This window comes from Nocardia sp. NPDC056100 (genome assembly GCF_042266325.1).
Classification (GTDB): Bacteria; Actinomycetota; Actinomycetes; order Mycobacteriales; family Mycobacteriaceae; genus Nocardia.
Genome location: NZ_JBHJVY010000003.1, coordinates 1,698,928 through 1,714,486 on the forward strand (window position 1 = coordinate 1,698,928; position 15,559 = coordinate 1,714,486).

Below are 15,559 nucleotides of genomic sequence, written 5' to 3' on the forward strand. Positions count from 1 at the left end.
TCGTGCACCGAGGGCGCTACCGCGCGGCGGCGGTTCTCAGGGCCGAATCGGGGTGTTTCCCGATGCCGCGTGTCACGGCCGCATGCCAGTATCGAAGGCATGTATCCGTCCGCACCCCTGTTCGACCCTGCCCGTGGGGCGTTCGATCCCGCGCGCGGGTCCGTCGACGCGGCCGGTCCGGCGGGTCAGCCGCCGAAACTGGTGCGGCGGGCGGGCGGCCGGGTGGTCGGCGGTGTGGCGGGCGGAATCTCCGATCACCTCGGCATCGACGTATTCAAGGTGCGCATCGCGTTCGTACTGCTTTCCGGTCTGCTCGGGGCCGGGGTGGTGGCCTACGGCATGCTCTGGATCTTCACCCCCGGCGGTGATGATCAGGCGCGGCCGTCCGCCTCGGAGCGGCGGCAGGCGGGCGGCCTGGTGCTGCTGGGTTTGGCGCTGTCCGTTGGCATGTCGTGGTTGTTCAGCGGTACCGCCGCGCATGTGATCGGCCCGGTCATCGTGGTGGCGATCGGCGCGGCGCTGGTGTGGCGCGAATTCGACGCGGACGGACCGCGATCGGTCATCGGCCTGCCCGCGCGGCCGTCGGTGGTCACCTGGGCGCGCATTGTCGGCGGCGCCACGCTGATCGTGGTCGGGCTGGGCGTGGTGGTGCTGGCGCGCATCAACTGGAGTTCGATGGGGTCGGCGCTACTGGCGGTGGCGGTGACCCTGGTCGGGGCCGGACTGCTCACGGTGCCGCTGTGGCTGCGCATGGTGCGGGCGCTCAATGATGAACGCGCGGCGCGCATTCGCAATGACGAGCGCGAGGAGATCGCCTCGCATCTGCACGATTCGGTATTGCAGACCCTGGCCCTGATTCAGCGGCAGGCCGAGGATCCGCACGAGGTGGTGCGGCTGGCGCGCAGTCAGGAACGTGAACTGCGCCGCTGGCTGTTCGACGATTCCGGTCCGGCCGAATCGAGTCTGGCCGCCGCACTGCGCACCATCTCCGGTGAGGTGGAGGATCAGCACGGGGTGAAGGTGACGCCGGTGACGGTCGGCGATGTCTCCATGGATGTGGACGACAGCGGAATCGGCCTCCCCAAGGAGCATTTCACCGCGGTGCTTGGCGCGTCCCGGGAGGCGCTGGTGAACGCCGCCAAACATGCCGAGGTGCCGTCGATCGATCTGTTCGCCGAGGTGGAACCGCATCAGGTGAGCGTGTTCGTGCGCGATCGCGGTAAGGGTTTCGATGTGAACGCCGTCGAATCCGACCGGCAGGGGCTGAGCAGATCCATCCGCGCGCGGATCGAGCGCCGGGGTGGCAAGGTGGAGATCCTGTCCACGCCGGGGCGGGGCACCGAGGTGCGAATCATCATGCCGCGCAAGGATGGTGCGGACGAGCGCATTGTGGTGCAGCAAGAGAATTCCGCCGCCGAATGAGGAGATGTTGTTGAGCGTCCGGGTGTTTCTGGTCGATGATCACGCCGTGTTCCGGTCCGGGGTGCGGGCCGAGCTGAGTCGCGAATCCGATATGGAGGTGGTCGGCGAGGCGGGCGGGGTGGCCGAGGCCATCGCCGGTATCAAGGCGACCACGCCGGATGTGGTGCTGCTGGATGTGCATATGCCGGACGGTGGCGGCGTGGCGGTATTGCAGGGTATCGAGGCGGGGCCGGTGTGCTTGGCGCTCAGCGTGTCCGATGCCGCGGAGGATGTGATCGCGGTGATTCGCGCGGGGGCGCGCGGCTATGTCACCAAGACGATTTCCGGGCCGGAGTTGGCCGACGGTATTCGCCGGGTATCGGGTGGCGATGCCGTATTCAGCCCGCGCCTGGCGGGTTTCGTGCTCGACTCGTTCACCGGCAAGTCGCAGGTGCCCGAACCGCCGCTGGATCCGGAGCTCGATTCACTGACTCCGCGTGAGCTGGAGGTGCTGCGGCTGCTGGCGCGCGGCTACACCTATCGTGAGATCGCCGAGAACCTTTTCATCTCGGTGAAGACGGTCGAGACCCATGCCTCGAACGTGCTGCGTAAAACCCAGCAGTCCAATCGAAACGCGTTGACGCGCTGGGCGCATCGCCGCCGTATCGACTGAATTACAGCGCCACCAGAATGACGATGATGATCAGCAGGCCGATGAGCAGGCCGATCGCCACCGCGAGCGGTCCGGCGTTGGGGCCGAGCTTGGCGAAGTCGAAACCCTTCGACTTCTGTTGCGGCGCAGCCGGAGCCGAGGCATTGGCGCGCTGCGGCCGAGGCAGCGGGCTGGAGTGCGGGCTGCGCAGTCCGGCGGCGGAATTGCGGGCCGCCCAGGCCGGAATGGTGCCGTCATCGGTGCGCACCGGTGCGCCCAGGATGTAGGGCGCGGTGCCGGGACCGAATGCGGCGGTGAGGATCTCATTGCGCGCCTCGGTCATGGTGGGGCGGCGCTGCGGCGCCGGTTCCATCATGTGCAGCAGCACCTCGGTGAGCTGTCCGCTGCGCTGCGGCGGAATGATCTGCGCCATGGCGGCGCGTTCCACGATCACATCGCTGTCCTCGTGGAAGCCGTACGGCGGCTGGCCCTCGATGGCGGTGTACAGCGTTGCGCCGAGCGAGAATACGTCGCTGGCGGCGCTGGGCTGGGTGCCGCGCGCGACCTCCGGCGGCAGATAGGCGGGGGTGCCGGTGATGACGTCGCCGGGATCGTCGGAGGCGTCGCCCGCACCGCTGGAGATGCCGAAGTCGCTGAGCTTGACCATGCCGACCTCGTCACCGCGATCGGCGACCAGAATGTTGCCGGGCTTGATATCGCGGTGCACGATGCCCGCCGCGTGCGCGGTGGCAAGGGCGTCGGCGACCTGTGCGCCGATCTGCGCCACCTCGATGGGGGAGAGCGCGTTGGCCAGCGAAAGTGCCTTGGCCACACTGCGAGAGGGCAGGTACTCCATCACCAGCCAGGGTTCACCGGCTTCCAGCACCACGTCGTAGACGGCGATGGCGTGTTCATGGGAGAGCTTGGCGGCGACCCGGCCCTCGTGCATGATCCGCTTGCGCACCTCCTGCGCCTCGTCCTCGCTGAGTCCGGCGGTGGTGAGCACCTGTTTGATGGCGACATCGCGGTGGAGTAGGCGGTCGGTCGCCAGCCATACCGCACCCATGCCACCGCCACCGAGCTTCGACTGGAGGCGATAGCGGCCGGCAACCAGGTAATCGGGGCCGACGATGGGACGGGCGCGTTCGGTCACGGGTGCAGGGTAGCGGAAAACCATCCTGAACGGCCTCCTTCGAAGCCGAACGTTTGCGCCACACCCTCTTGACGCGCGGCGACACTCGAGTTCTACTTTGCTTCGATCGAACATATATTCGATTATGTTAGGTAGCTGGATCGGTGCTGTCTCCTCGGGCTCGGACATCGGTTGGGAGAGGTGGGTCGATAGATGAGTGCGGCGGCGGAAGCGAAGCAGGCGCAGCTCGCTGAACTGCGGCGACGCATGGCGGCCATTCCGGCGCGCGGGGTGCAGGCGGCGGTCGCGCCCGGGCCGGGCCCGGTGGCAGCCCCGCGCGCCGGGGCCGCCGCATCGCGACCGACCGCAGCGGGGTTGCGGCCCGTCGGTGCTGATAGCGGGGTTGTGACCGGCGTATCGCCGATCACGCCGGAGCTCCCGGGGACGAGTGCTCCGCCCGCGCGGGTGAGCCCGCAGGTGGCCGAGGAGAGGGGTGCGCGGGCCCTGGCCGAATCGCTGCGGCGGGATGCGCTGCCGGTGCCCGCGGCGCTCGAAAGCCTTTTGCCCGAGGGCGGTTTGGCCAAGGGATCGGTGGTGCGATACAGCGGCGGCAATGCGCTGCTGTCCGGTTTGCTGGCCGCGGTGACCGGTTCCGGCGGGCATGCCGCGGTGATCGGGCTGCCGCGTTTCGGCTTGCTGGCGGCGGCCGAAATGGGTGCGCGGCTGGATCGTTTGGCCGTTGTCGCGGATCCGGGCTCGGATCCGCTGGAGGTCGCCTCGGTGTTGCTGGATGGCCTGGATTTGGTGGTTCTGGGCTTGAACGGCGCTCGGGTGCCCATATCCCGCACCCGGGTGCTCACCGCGCGGGCGCGCAATCGGGGGTCGACGCTGGTGGTGACCGGCGGTTCCTGGGCGGGTTCGGTGCTGTGCATCGACACCCGGGTCGCCGCGTACTCCGGTCTCGGGCGCGGGCGCGGCCGGTTGCGCACCCTGCGGCTGGACGTCTCGGTGCAGGGGCGATCCGCCCAGCCCCGGACCGGGAATCTCGCGCTCTGCCCGAATAACGGCCGGGTCGAATGGGTGGATACGAATCATGTTGTGGCCGAACCGCTCACCGCCGTGCACCATGCCGTCTCCTGACCGCGATCGGCCCGGGCGTCATGCCGCGCAGTAGCGCTCTCGGCGCGTTCTCGCCGAGGCCGATGTGAAGGCGCGGCGGGTGGTGGCGCTGTGGTGCCTGGACTGGCCCGCCGTCGCGGCCGCCGCCGAGGCGGGCGCCGCGGTGACGCGGCCGGTGGCGGTGCTGTCGGCGAATCGGGTGATCGCGTGTTCGGCGACGGCGCGGGCGGCGGGGGTGCGGCGCGGGCTGCGTAAACGTGACGCGCAGGGCCGCTGTCCGGAATTGCTGGTGGCGCAGGATGATCCGGATCGGGACGCGCGACTGTTCGAGCCGGTGGTGGCGGCGGTCGATGCGACGGTGCCCGGGGTGGAGGTGCTGCGGCCCGGACTGCTGGTGCTGTCGGCGCGCGGTGCGGCGCGGTTCTTCGGATCGGAGGAGATCGCGGCGGAACGACTGGTGGACGCGGTGGCGGCGGTCGGGGTGGAATGCCAGATCGGTATCGCCGACGAGATGTCCACGGCCGTGCTGGCGGCGCGCCGCGCCACCATCGTCGAGACCGGTAGGGGCGCGGAATTCCTTGCGCCGCTGCCGGTCTCCGAACTGTCGGCCGAACCGGCGCTGGCCGCCCCGGAGCGCGCCGACCTGGTGGATCTGCTGCACCGCCTGGGTTTGCGCCGCATCGGTGATTTCGCGGCCCTGACCCCGGCCGAGGTGTCCTCCCGTTTCGGCTCCGATGCCATTGCCGCGCACCGGTGTTCCCGTGCCGAACCCGAACGCCCGCCGTCGGCGCAGACCCCGGCCCCCGACCTCACCGTCGAATACCGTTGCGACCCACCGATAGACCGGGTGGACGCCGCCGCCTTCGCCGGTCGCCTGCTCGCCACCCGCCTGCACGAATCGCTCGCCGCCGCCGCGGTGGCCTGCACCCGCCTGGCCATTCACGCGGAAACCGAATCCGGCGAACAGTTCTCCCGCATCTGGCGCTGCGCCGAACCCCTCACCCCCGACAGCACCGCCGACCGCGTCCGCTGGCAACTCGACGGCTGGCTCACCCGCCGCTCCCTCGACCGCGCCCGCCGCGCGCGCAGACCCGCTGGGACACAAGAGGATTCGATACCGGAGTGGGATGACGCTCCGGCTGATCCGATCACTCTGCTGCGTTTGGAGCCTATCGAGGTGGTCTCGGCGGGGGCGCTGCAATTGGGGCTGTGGGGTGGGGTCGGTGAGGACGAGGAGCGGGCGCGGCGGGCGTTGATCCGGGTGCAGGGGCTGCTCGGGGGTGATGCCGTGCGGTTGGGGGTGCTCAGTGGCGGGCGCGGTCCGGCTGAGCGGGTCACCCTGGTTCCGCTCGGTGAGGAGCCGGTCCCGGCGGCCGATCCGGCACAGCCCTGGCCAGGCCGCCTGCCCGAACCCGCTCCCACCGTGGTGTGGGCGACCCGGCCCGAGGTGCGGCTGGAAGCCGCCGACGGCAGCCCGATCTGGGTCACCGACCGCGGCCTTTTCACCGCTGATCCGGCACAACTGCACTGGGGTAGTCGTTCCTGGAAGCTGACCGGCTGGGCTGGTCCCTGGCCGCTGGACGACCGCTGGTGGGTCCATGGGATCCAGCACGGGGTGGCGGCTCGCGCCCAGGTCCAGCTGGATTCCGACAATCGCGTCCTACTGCTGCTCGGCTACGACCGCACCTGGCACGTCGAGGGCCTCTACGAGTGAACACCGACCGGGCGATCTGCACGATCTTCCAACCGGCGGCCGTGTTGACAGTTATGGCGGCCGTGACGATTCATCGGCTATGGCGATGCGCACAACCGGCGGCGAGCTTCAGAGCGGATCCGTAGGCTTGATGATCGTGGAGTTGACGGTTGCGCGCGAGGCGTTCGGGGACGTGCTGATCGCCTATCGGGATTCCGGTCCGGGGGATGCGGCCGAGCCGCCGATCATGCTGGTGCACGGTATGGGCGGGGACGGGCATACCTGGGATCGGTTCGCGGCGCGGCTGGTGCGGCAGGGCCGCCGGGTGATCATTCCGGATCTGCGCGGGCACGGCCGCAGTGCGCATACCGATTCCTATCTCTTCCCGGAGTTCGGGGCGGATGTGCTGGCGTTGTGCGAGCGACTCGGCCTGGATCGGGTCGATCTGGTCGGGCATTCGCTGGGCGGGTACGCGGTGTCGTGGGTGGCCATGCGGCGACCGGAGTTGGTGCGCCGCCTGGTGATCGAGGAGCAGCCGCTGCCATTGCGCTCGGGCGATGAGCAGGTGACGTTCACGCGCCGACTGCCGTCGGTGCCGGAGCTGTGGCATGCCACCACCAGTGTGCTGCGGCATCCGCGCGCGGTGCTGGCGTTCGACCGGTCCATGACCGGGACCGCGCTGGAGCAGTTCCGCAAACCGTATCCGGAGTGGTGGGAGGGGCTGGGCGAGATCACCGCGCCGACCCTGTTCCTGCGCGGCGGGCCGGGCGGCATGGTGGATCCGGCGAAGCTGGAGTCGATGCGCGCCGCGGTGCCCGATTTCGCGGTGCGGGTGTTCGGTTCCGGGCACAGTATTCACCGCGATCGGTATCAGGAATTCGAGGCCGCGGTGCTGCCGTTCCTGCACCCCTGATCGGCAATCGGGCATATTGCGTTTTCCGGGCACCGAACACCGGCGGTTCGGGCGGAATCTACAGTTAGCGGGTGTCCGCACTCGAGCGTCCCACCCTGTTCTTCGCCGATGAGCAGTCGTTTCGGGAATGGCTGTCGGCCAATCACGCCGCAGTGGACGGCATTTGGATGAAACTCGCCAAAAAAGGCTCCGGCCACATCTCGCTCGAGCATGCCGCCGCCCTGCGCCAGGCGCTGTGCTTCGGCTGGATCGACGGTCAGGCCAAACCGGTGGACGAGGAGTTCTATCTTGTCGGCTTCACCCCGCGCCGCCGCCGCAGTCCCTGGTCGCAGCGCAATACCGAACTGGTGGCGGAACTGATCGAACAGGGGCTCATGCATCCCGCCGGACAGGCCGAGATCGATCGCGCCAAGGAAGACGGCCGCTGGGACAACGCCTCGGCCGATGATCTGCCGGAGGATTTCCTGGCGGCGCTGGCCCGGCACCCCGAGGCCGCGGCCTTCTTCGAAACCCTGCCCGTGCAATCCCGCATCGCAGTCGACTATCACCTGGGCAGCGCGGTCCGCCCGGAGGCGCGGGCACGCCGCCTCGAACAGCTCATTCGCAAACTGTCCGACGGGCAACCGCTATGACATTCGACGGTATGCCCTGCTCCGCCGCCGCACTGGAGATTCCGCTCCCCGGCAGCGCGACCCGCATCACCGGCTGGCTGTGTATCGAACAACCCGGGGCCTGGGGCCGCGATGTGATCGGCGATGAGGTGCTCGGGCCGGAGATCACCGCGGATCTGGCCGCCCGCACCAAGGCCGCCCGGGTGCGCCCGACCCTCATCCGCCGTCCCGGGCGCAATGAATTCACCGGTGTGCGAACGGTTCTCATCGCCAGTTCGCGCCCGAGCGGGTCATGGTGTGAGCGGTTCGAGATCGCCGATCTGAAGGAACTGCTGGATCTGGACCTGCACCTGCTGAACGGTCCCGCCCCGGGTATCGGGGCGGCCGTGCCGGAACCGCCGATCCTGGTCTGCGCGCACGGTAAACGCGATCAGTGTTGCGCACGGCTCGGCCGTCCCATCGCCGCGAGTCTGATCGAGGAGTATCCCGATCGGGTGTGGGAGTGCTCGCATACCGGTGGTCACCGCTTCGCCCCCGCGGTGATCCAGCTCCCCTCGGGCCTGACCTACGGTCGCCTGGACGCGGATTCGGCGCGCGCCATGGTCGCCGCCGCCGATCGCGGTGAGGTCAGCCTGACCGGTTTCCGCGGCCGCAGCTGCTACACCCCGGTCGAGCAGGTCGCGGAAGTCGCTGTGCGCCAACTGATCAGCGATGAGAGCTATACCTCCGGCGCGGGACAGCCCGCCGCCGGGGATGCCGATGCCGGGGCGCTGATCGACGATCTCATCGTGACGGCCACCGATATCGACAGCGCCACCGCGCGCGATCCGGCCACCTGCGCGGGCGCGGCCACCGTGACGCATCGGGACGGCCGTCGCTGGCTGGTCACCGCCCGCACCGTCGCCTACGCCCCGCGCCAGGCCAGTTGCGGGGCCGAGCCCAAACCCGCGACCGCGGTGGTGGCGGATCGGATTCGATTGCTGCCCTGAGGTATTCGCCTAGTGTGTGACGGCGGAGAGCGCCTCGCGCAGATCCGTGTCACCGCGCGGGCCCGCATCCCAGCGGGCGGCGATATGGCCGTCGGGGCGGACGAGCAGGGCTCCGTCCGCGCCGAGTCCGCAGCAGTAGGCGTGCTCGCGCAGGATGGGTTCCAGGCGCAGCGGCCAGCGGCCGGTGCGCTGTCCCCAGCGGGCCGGGTTCGGGGTGAACAGGGTGAACCATTCGCCGAGCGCGTCGAGGGTGGAGCGTTCGGGGGTGAGCCACAGATGCGGCATGCGATGTCCGGGCAGCGGTGTCGGCACGTAATCGGTTCCGGTGCTTATCGATGCACTGCCGCCCAGCACGGCGTTCGAGTGGTAGGCGGCGCCGAGCACCAGCCCCAGTTGCGCGAAATACTGTTCCGACCAGGGTAGTTCGATTTCGGCCGAGCCGATGCCGCCGTGTGAGACCTGCTCCTGCCGTCGGCGCTGCACCTGGAGGGTGAGCTGGGTATTGGCCACCGCCTGCCCCAGGGTGCGCTGGGCGACCGGTTGTCGTTCCGCCGCATAGCTTTCCAGCAGTCCCGGTCCGGCCCAGCCGTGCAGCAGTCCGGCCAGTTTCCAGCAGAGGTTGTGCACATCGGCGATACCGGTGTTCATACCGAGCCCCCCGACGATGGGCAGGGCGTGTGCGGCGTCACCGGCCAGCAGTGCGCGACCCCTTTGAAAGTGTTCGGCCACAATGGCATTCATCGACCAGCGCTGGACCCGCACCACCTCGATGGGAACATCGCGGTCCGGTCCGAGCGCCAGCGCGACGAGTTCATGCCAATCGGAACGGTATTCGGGGGTGCGCGCGAACCAGGCCCAGCCGCCCTCGGGATAGAGCGGCGCGAACAATCCGTCCATGGTGAAGTACACCCCGGCGGGCCGGTCCGCACACCAGCGCCGCAGGTCGGCGTCGAAGACCACCGTGGTGAAATCCGCCATCACCCCCGGGCCGGTGACGCCGATGCCGAGCCCCTGTCGCACGGTGGAATTCGCGCCGTCGGCGGCGATCACATAGTGCGCGCGCACCCGCTGCGCCGCACCGTGATCATCGAGCACCGCTTCGACGCCGTCGCCGTGCTCGCGCAGTTCGACGAGTTCGGCCCCGAACCACAGCGGTGTGCGCGCCGCCGCGAGCAGGGTGGGTTCGAGCCGGTCCTGGGAGGTGACGATGCCGATCTCCGGACTCTGCGCGATCGGCGCGTCGACCCCGACCATGGCGGCGCTGGCGAAATCCGGGTGTTGCAGATTGTCTCGGAATCGAATGCGCCCGTATTTCGCCGCGAAGGCGCGGGCGGTCATGGCCGCGCTCAGTCCGAGTCCGCGGAAGATCTCCATGGATCGCACATTCACCAGCCGGGAGCGCGGGAACGGCGAAAGTTCCCGGCGCTTCTCGATGAGCAGCGCCCGAACGCCCCAGCGTTGCAGCAGTGCTCGCGCGGTGAGCCCGACCGGCCCACCTCCCACGATCAGTACATCCACCTCGGTATCCGCCCCCGGCATTTCCCCAGTGTGGCACCGGCGGGGCGGGGTCGATACGGCATCGGGAAATGTGGCGAGCGGCATCATTGCGCCCGAGCGTGTCGCTGGTTACAGTCACCACCCGTTGGGTACGTAAATGTTTCTCAGAGTTCGCGGGGATGAATGAAACTCAGAAAGCTCGGGGGACGTGCCATCGGTGTCCTCGCGCTACTCACCGCGGCGGTCACCGTCGGCGCGCTCGCCACACCGGTCGCCGCCACCGCGCCCGATGGCGGGGAGCTCGGCGTCGCGTGGACCGCCGCGCAGGACGCGCCGCTGTATCCGAATGTGCACATCGACTGGGATGTGCCGATCACCATGAGTGACGGAACAGTGTTGAAGGCCAATGTCTATCGGCCGATGGACGCGCAGGGCCGAATCGTGGACACCCCGCTGCCCACCATCGTGAACCTCACCCCGTACACGAAACTCGTGTCCAACATTGTGGATTCGGCGCTGTCGATTCCGGTGCTGCCGGATATCCTCACCAATTTCCTTGCCGGGTTCGATCTTTCGAGTGCGGGCCTGGGCGGGCTCACCGAACTCACCAAGGTCCTCCCCGGTGGCGGGGCGCGGCTGTTCGCCGCCGATCGCAAACTGGTGCAGAGCGGATACACCCAGGTCGTCGCCGATGTGCGCGGCACCGGTTTCTCCGAGGGCGTCTGGCAGGTCTTCCAGGAGCGCGAACAGCTCGACAGCGTCGAGGTGATCGATTGGGCGAGTAGGCAATCCTGGTCGGACGGCAAGGTCGGGATGAGCGGTATCTCGTACTCCGCCATCAATCAGGTGCATGCCGCCGAACATCATCCCGATGCGCTGAAGGCCATCTTCCCGGTCGAACCGGGCAGTGATCTGGTGCGCGATGTGCTGGCCACCGGTGGTGCGCTCGGCTTCGGTTTCATTCCGCCGTGGTTGCTCGGCGTCAACTTCCTCAAACTCATGCCGGATCTGACCGCGCTGTTCAGCGGTAACTTCGATTGGAAGTGGCTGGCGGATCGTTCGCAGAGCCCGATGACGTTCTTCGACTACATCATTCAGGCCTTGACGGTGCAGAGCGTCCCGGAGATCCCGGACAATCTCAAGAGCTTGCTGGAGACGAACAGCTCACTGCGCCAGGGCTGGCTGGGGCATCCGGATCAGGTGCGGGTGCCGACCATGATCTACGGCGGCTGGCACGACATCTTCACCTATTCCGAACCGCGCATCTACAACGCGATTCCCTTGCCGCCCGGGCAGAAACAGCTCGTCATGGGCGATACCTACCATGCGAATCCGGGCAGCGGTTTCGGTGCGCCGGGCGCACCGCCGCGCCTGGACGTGCTGCAGCGCACCTGGTTCGACAAGTGGCTCAAGGGCATTGACAACGGCATCGACGGCTACGGCCCGGTGACGCTGTTCCAGCAGGGCGGCTCGTGGACCACCGCGGGCGAATTCCCGCGCCCCGAAGCCGATTACCGCCGCCTGTACCTGTCGGGCGCGCCCAGCGGCACCACCAACGCCAGCCTGCACGACGGCAGCCTCACCACCGAACCCGGTGCGGCCCAGCGGCTTACCGTCGGCCCGGGCCTGATGAGCCTGTGCTCCCGCGATTCCGCGCAGAGCACCGCCGGTATCACCGCCATTCTCGATATCTGCGCCAAGGACGCGCGCCCGATGGAGCTCAACGGGCTGACCTTCACCAGTCCGCCGGTGGCGGAGCCGACCATCGTCTCCGGTCCGGTGAGTGTGCACCTGAACACGGTGCTGGACGCCACCGACGGCTACTGGTCCGCGACGCTGAATGATGTCGGCCCGGACGGCAGCTCGAAGGTGCTGACCTCCGGCCAGCTCACCGCCTCGCTGCGAAAAGTGGATGACACCAGGTCGTCCCGCTCGGCCAACGGTGACTACACCGACCCGTATCCCTATCTGACCCTGGACACGCGCGAACCGCTCGTCCCGGGCCAGCCCACCCAGCTCGATCTGGGACTGACCGCGACCGATGCCGTTCTGCAACCGGGCCACCGCCTGCGCGTGGACGTCTTCGCCTTCAATTTCCCGCGTGGTCTCCCGCTGCGTCCGCTGCTCAACGAGAGTCAATTGCTGCCGCAGCACATCGATATCGATCCGTCCGCGCCCAGCTGGGTCAATGTTCCGCTCGGCGGCCGTCCGGGGTGGTGACGCCTGCCCCGGCGCCGCGACAATCCGCAGGTGGAAGCGGTGCCGGTAACGTAGGGCGGTATGACCGTCTCGAACAGTGAGCCGGACCTCGACAGCGCCGGGAAACGCCGGCGCTCGACCGCGGTGCGCCCGACCGATGACACCCTGCTGGACGGGGTCATCGCGGTCTTCGGCAGGTCCGGGTTCGACAGGGCCACAATGGAAGAGCTGTCGGCGGCCGCGGAAACCTCCAAGCCGACGCTGTATTCGCATTTCGGCGGTAAGGAACAGCTGTTCGAGGCGTGCGTGCGCCGCGAGGCCGAGCGGCTGCGCGACTGGATGCTCGAAAGCTACCGGCGCGCAGCAGGTTTGGGCATTCAGCGGCACACCGATGTCACCACCCACGCGCTGTTCGAGTACGCGGCGCGGCACGATCAGGGCTTCCGGCTGCTGTTCGGATCGCTGAACCGGCCGCATGCCCGGCAGATCTCCGATGAGGTGCTGCGCCCGATCGCGGTGCGGATCGCCGACCTGATCCGGGTCGAACACGAGCGGGACGACCGCGCCTGGACGGCCAGCGCGGAATTCTGCGCCGCGATCGTCACCGATATCGCCGTGCGCGGGGTGACCCAGGCCGTCGAGCGGCAGCTCGATTTCACCGCCGCCGCCGAATTGACGGTCTCGATGATCGTCGCCGCCCTGCGCGGACTCGATCCCGAGGCCGCGCGCGCCCTCGACCGCACCGCTCCGCCCGCGAACGGTCCGTCGTCGCGCGATGCCGAGGAATCCGCGGAATCCTATCCGGCACTGGAGATCCGGCGTCTCGCGCCCGCCGGGCGACCGTCCGGCCGCCAGCCCGGAGCCAGCGCCGAGGATGTGCTGGACGCGACCGTGCGCATCTTCCGGACCGCGGAGCGCTTCGAAGCGGGCGCTGTCGCAACGGAACTCGGTATCGGCCGGACCACCCTGTACCGCTGGTTCGGCTCCCGGGAGGGTCTGCTGGGAGCCGCCTTCGCCCGGCAATTCGAACAGCTCGTCATCGGGATCGACGGTCACCGCGACAGCCGCGGCGCACTGCGCATCTCGGAGGTGCTGGACCGGGCCACCCGGGCGGTGGCCGCCGATCCGGCGCTACGCCGCTTCCTCACCAATGAGGCCGATGCCCTGCGGCTGATCACCCGTGCCGACGGGCCGGTCCACACCGGCAGCGTCGCGGTGATCAGCGCCCTCATCGATCGCGCCCGCGAACACGACGGTTACCGCCCTCCCGTGGATTCCGCGGCCCTGGCCTACGCCCTGGCCCGGGTCGGCGAGGCTTTCCTCTACGACGATACGGCCGGTGATATCCGCGGAGACGTCGAACATCTCCAGCAGGTGCAGCGCACCCTGCTCGGCATAGAGGACTCGGGGCCTTCCCAAGAGAAAGGCCCCGGCCCCACGGTGTGACACCACGCGCGGGGCGGTCGTGCTCGGGCCGTTCCCGATGCGGCGGCCGCACCGGCGCGGTTCGACTGTGGCCTAAGCGGTTTCGGCCGCCAGCAGTTCGGCCCGGACGGCCGCGCGGTGCCGTTCGGCATCCGCGCGTCCCGCGGCCGGGCTCCAATGGCCGGTCAGCAACCAGATGGACGGCAGGAACAGCAGTTGGGCCGCGAAGCACAGCCACCACAGTCGTGCCCACTGATCGGGTGAATCATGTGCCGCGTCGCGCACTTCGGCGGCGTGCACGGTGAGATAGGCCAGATCGTCCTTGGGTACCGCGCTCGCCGCCCGTAGTGCGGTGGCGGCCGTCGCCACCCGGTCGCCGGTCGCGGCCAGGAATTCCCGGTCCGGTCCGGACAGTGCCGCCGGATTCTGTTGCCGCTGTAGCGAGAACACTCTGCCGACATCGGCCGCGGGCAAGTTCGCCAGTTGTCCGAGCGCTTCCGCCTGCACCGCGGGATCGTCCGGCCGCGTGGACAATTCGGCTTTGACCGCCGGGCTGAGTCGTTGCAGGGTGGTCAGCTCCGCCGCGTATCGGGTGGCGAGTTCGTGCACCCGCGGTCCCGCTTCGACCAGGGTGTTCGCCGCCGGGATCAGGAAGATCAGCGCGGTGAATCCCGCCGCGACCGCGACCCGCACGCTCGCGCCCCAGATGGCCAAGCCGGTCGCCGTCGCGGCGGGATTGCGCGCCTCGACCGTTTCGGTGAAGGCCGCCATCCAGGCCGCGAAGGTCATGCCCGAACCGATCGCGATGACGAGAATGATCATCGCGAAGGCGTAGTAGCCGGTATCGCCCGCCCGGGTCGCGATGGCGAACCAGGCGACACCGATCGCGCTGATCAGACCCCCGGCCAGCATGAACGGCTTGCGCACCCGGAACAGATCGGACAGCAGCCCGAAGATCACCAGGGTCAGCGCGTTCGCGATCCAATACCAGTTGGCCAGCGCGTTGGCCCGCGCCTCGGTGTAGCCGTAGGTGGTCACATAGAACAGCACGAAGAAGCCGACGGACAGGTAGTAGAACAGCAGATAGCTGCTGATCGCCAAGGCGGGCAACATGATTCGAACATGCAGCAGTTGCCGCCAGTGTCCGCGCAATGCCTGTTCCGGATCGATGCCGCGGGCGCGGGCCTCCAGCAGGGCGCGATCGTGGATGCTGACCATCAGCTGATCGCGCAGCGCCGGTGCGAGTTCGCGCAGCCCGATGAACGCGACGGCGAAGACGATCCAGCCGACGATGCCCGCGACCTGGAATTGGAACTGCCAGCGCGGATGGTCGTCCAGGGTATTGCTCGAGATGGCGGTGGCCAGCAGACTGCCGAGCACCGGGCCGAGGGTCCAGAACCCCATCGCCGAGGCGCGCCCCATTTGCGGGGAGAAATCCCTGATCAGCGCCGGTGTGGCAACGAGTATCACCCCTTCCACGCCGCTGATCAGCACGAACACGATCATGTAAGAGGTTTCGCCGTGCACGTTAGGTGCGGCGAACAGCATCAGCAGCGATACCAGCGCCAATCCGTAGACCACGAGATTGGCCCGGCCCCACCGATCCGCGAGTCCGGCCGCCAGTGAGCCGATCGCGCCGATCGCACCGCCCGCGATCTGGATGACGATGAAGTAGGTCAGCGACATATGCAGGTCGGCAATGATTTTCGTGGCGACGGTGCCCTGGGCGTAGAGCTGGTAGTAGAGCACCACGGTGGCGGCGATGGTGATGGCGAGATAGCGGGTGCGGGCGAAAGTGCCGGGGAATCGGTCCAATTGGCGGCCCCAGATGCCCGTCGCGGCGGGGATGGGAGCCGGGTCGGCCGCGATATGCGTACGAGTCATGCTGTACTTCCGTGATCCATTGGTGGAGAAGAGTTTCCGGAGAA

At 68.5% G+C, this 15,559-nt stretch carries 12 protein-coding genes; 9 read left to right on the top strand and 3 right to left on the bottom strand.

The genetic code is table 11. The features are described 5' to 3' along the window. The first annotated feature begins 99 nt into the window (after positions 1-99). On the top strand, positions 100-1,422 hold the full coding sequence (locus ACFC0O_RS29510) for a PspC domain-containing protein (protein WP_364640584.1): 1,323 nt from the start codon (positions 100-102) through the stop codon (positions 1,420-1,422). A gap of 4 nt (positions 1,423-1,426) precedes the next feature. Further along, positions 1,427-2,074: a response regulator gene (locus ACFC0O_RS29515; RefSeq protein ID WP_375963324.1), complete on the top strand. Its 648-nt coding sequence runs from the start codon at positions 1,427-1,429 to the stop codon at positions 2,072-2,074. A 1-nt stretch (position 2,075) separates the two neighbouring features. Here ACFC0O_RS29515 and ACFC0O_RS29520 read toward each other — a convergent pair whose 3' ends face one another. Continuing rightward, entirely contained in the window at positions 2,076-3,230 is a 1,155-nt protein-coding gene (locus ACFC0O_RS29520) for a serine/threonine-protein kinase (protein ID WP_364640578.1), read from the bottom strand. Positions 3,231-3,398: 168 nt separating this feature from the next. Here ACFC0O_RS29520 and ACFC0O_RS29525 point away from each other — a divergent pair, with 168 nt between their 5' ends. The 5 genes from ACFC0O_RS29525 (at position 3,399) to ACFC0O_RS29545 (ending at position 8,510) form a co-directional block, all read left to right on the top strand. Then, positions 3,399-4,325 (top strand): hypothetical protein, encoded by a 927-nt coding sequence (locus ACFC0O_RS29525; protein ID WP_375963327.1) that lies wholly within the window; start codon positions 3,399-3,401, stop codon positions 4,323-4,325. A 64-nt stretch (positions 4,326-4,389) separates the two neighbouring features. Beyond that, a complete protein-coding gene (locus ACFC0O_RS29530; protein WP_375963329.1) occupies positions 4,390-6,018 on the top strand; it encodes a DNA polymerase Y family protein in 1,629 nt (542 codons plus the stop codon). 130 nt (positions 6,019-6,148) lie between these two features. After that, positions 6,149-6,910 (top strand): alpha/beta fold hydrolase, encoded by a 762-nt coding sequence (locus ACFC0O_RS29535; RefSeq protein WP_375963934.1) that lies wholly within the window; start codon positions 6,149-6,151, stop codon positions 6,908-6,910. 71 nt (positions 6,911-6,981) lie between these two features. Beyond that, a complete protein-coding gene (locus tag ACFC0O_RS29540; protein ID WP_364646001.1) occupies positions 6,982-7,542 on the top strand; it encodes a YdeI/OmpD-associated family protein in 561 nt (186 codons plus the stop codon). Continuing rightward, positions 7,539-8,510, top strand: coding sequence for a sucrase ferredoxin (locus ACFC0O_RS29545; RefSeq protein WP_375963333.1), 972 nt, complete (start codon positions 7,539-7,541; stop codon positions 8,508-8,510). The genes ACFC0O_RS29540 and ACFC0O_RS29545 overlap by 4 nt, the downstream gene beginning before the upstream one ends. Positions 8,511-8,519: 9 nt before the next feature. Here ACFC0O_RS29545 and ACFC0O_RS29550 read toward each other — a convergent pair whose 3' ends face one another. Continuing rightward, on the bottom strand, positions 8,520-10,049 hold the full coding sequence (locus ACFC0O_RS29550; RefSeq protein WP_375963335.1) for an FAD-dependent monooxygenase: 1,530 nt from the start codon (positions 10,047-10,049) through the stop codon (positions 8,520-8,522). Between the two features lie 141 nt (positions 10,050-10,190). Here ACFC0O_RS29550 and ACFC0O_RS29555 point away from each other — a divergent pair, with 141 nt between their 5' ends. Both ACFC0O_RS29555 and ACFC0O_RS29560 read left to right on the top strand, forming a co-directional pair. After that, entirely contained in the window at positions 10,191-12,227 is a 2,037-nt protein-coding gene (locus ACFC0O_RS29555; RefSeq protein ID WP_375963338.1) for a CocE/NonD family hydrolase, read from the top strand. Between the two features lie 60 nt (positions 12,228-12,287). After that, entirely contained in the window at positions 12,288-13,652 is a 1,365-nt protein-coding gene (locus ACFC0O_RS29560; protein ID WP_375963341.1) for a QsdR family transcriptional regulator, read from the top strand. A 72-nt stretch (positions 13,653-13,724) separates the two neighbouring features. Here ACFC0O_RS29560 and ACFC0O_RS29565 read toward each other — a convergent pair whose 3' ends face one another. Next, the gene (locus tag ACFC0O_RS29565) at positions 13,725-15,515 is read right to left on the bottom strand and encodes an MFS transporter (protein ID WP_375963343.1); all 1,791 of its coding nucleotides are present in this window, start codon (positions 15,513-15,515) and stop codon (positions 13,725-13,727) included. Positions 15,516-15,559: the final 44 nt, after the last annotated feature.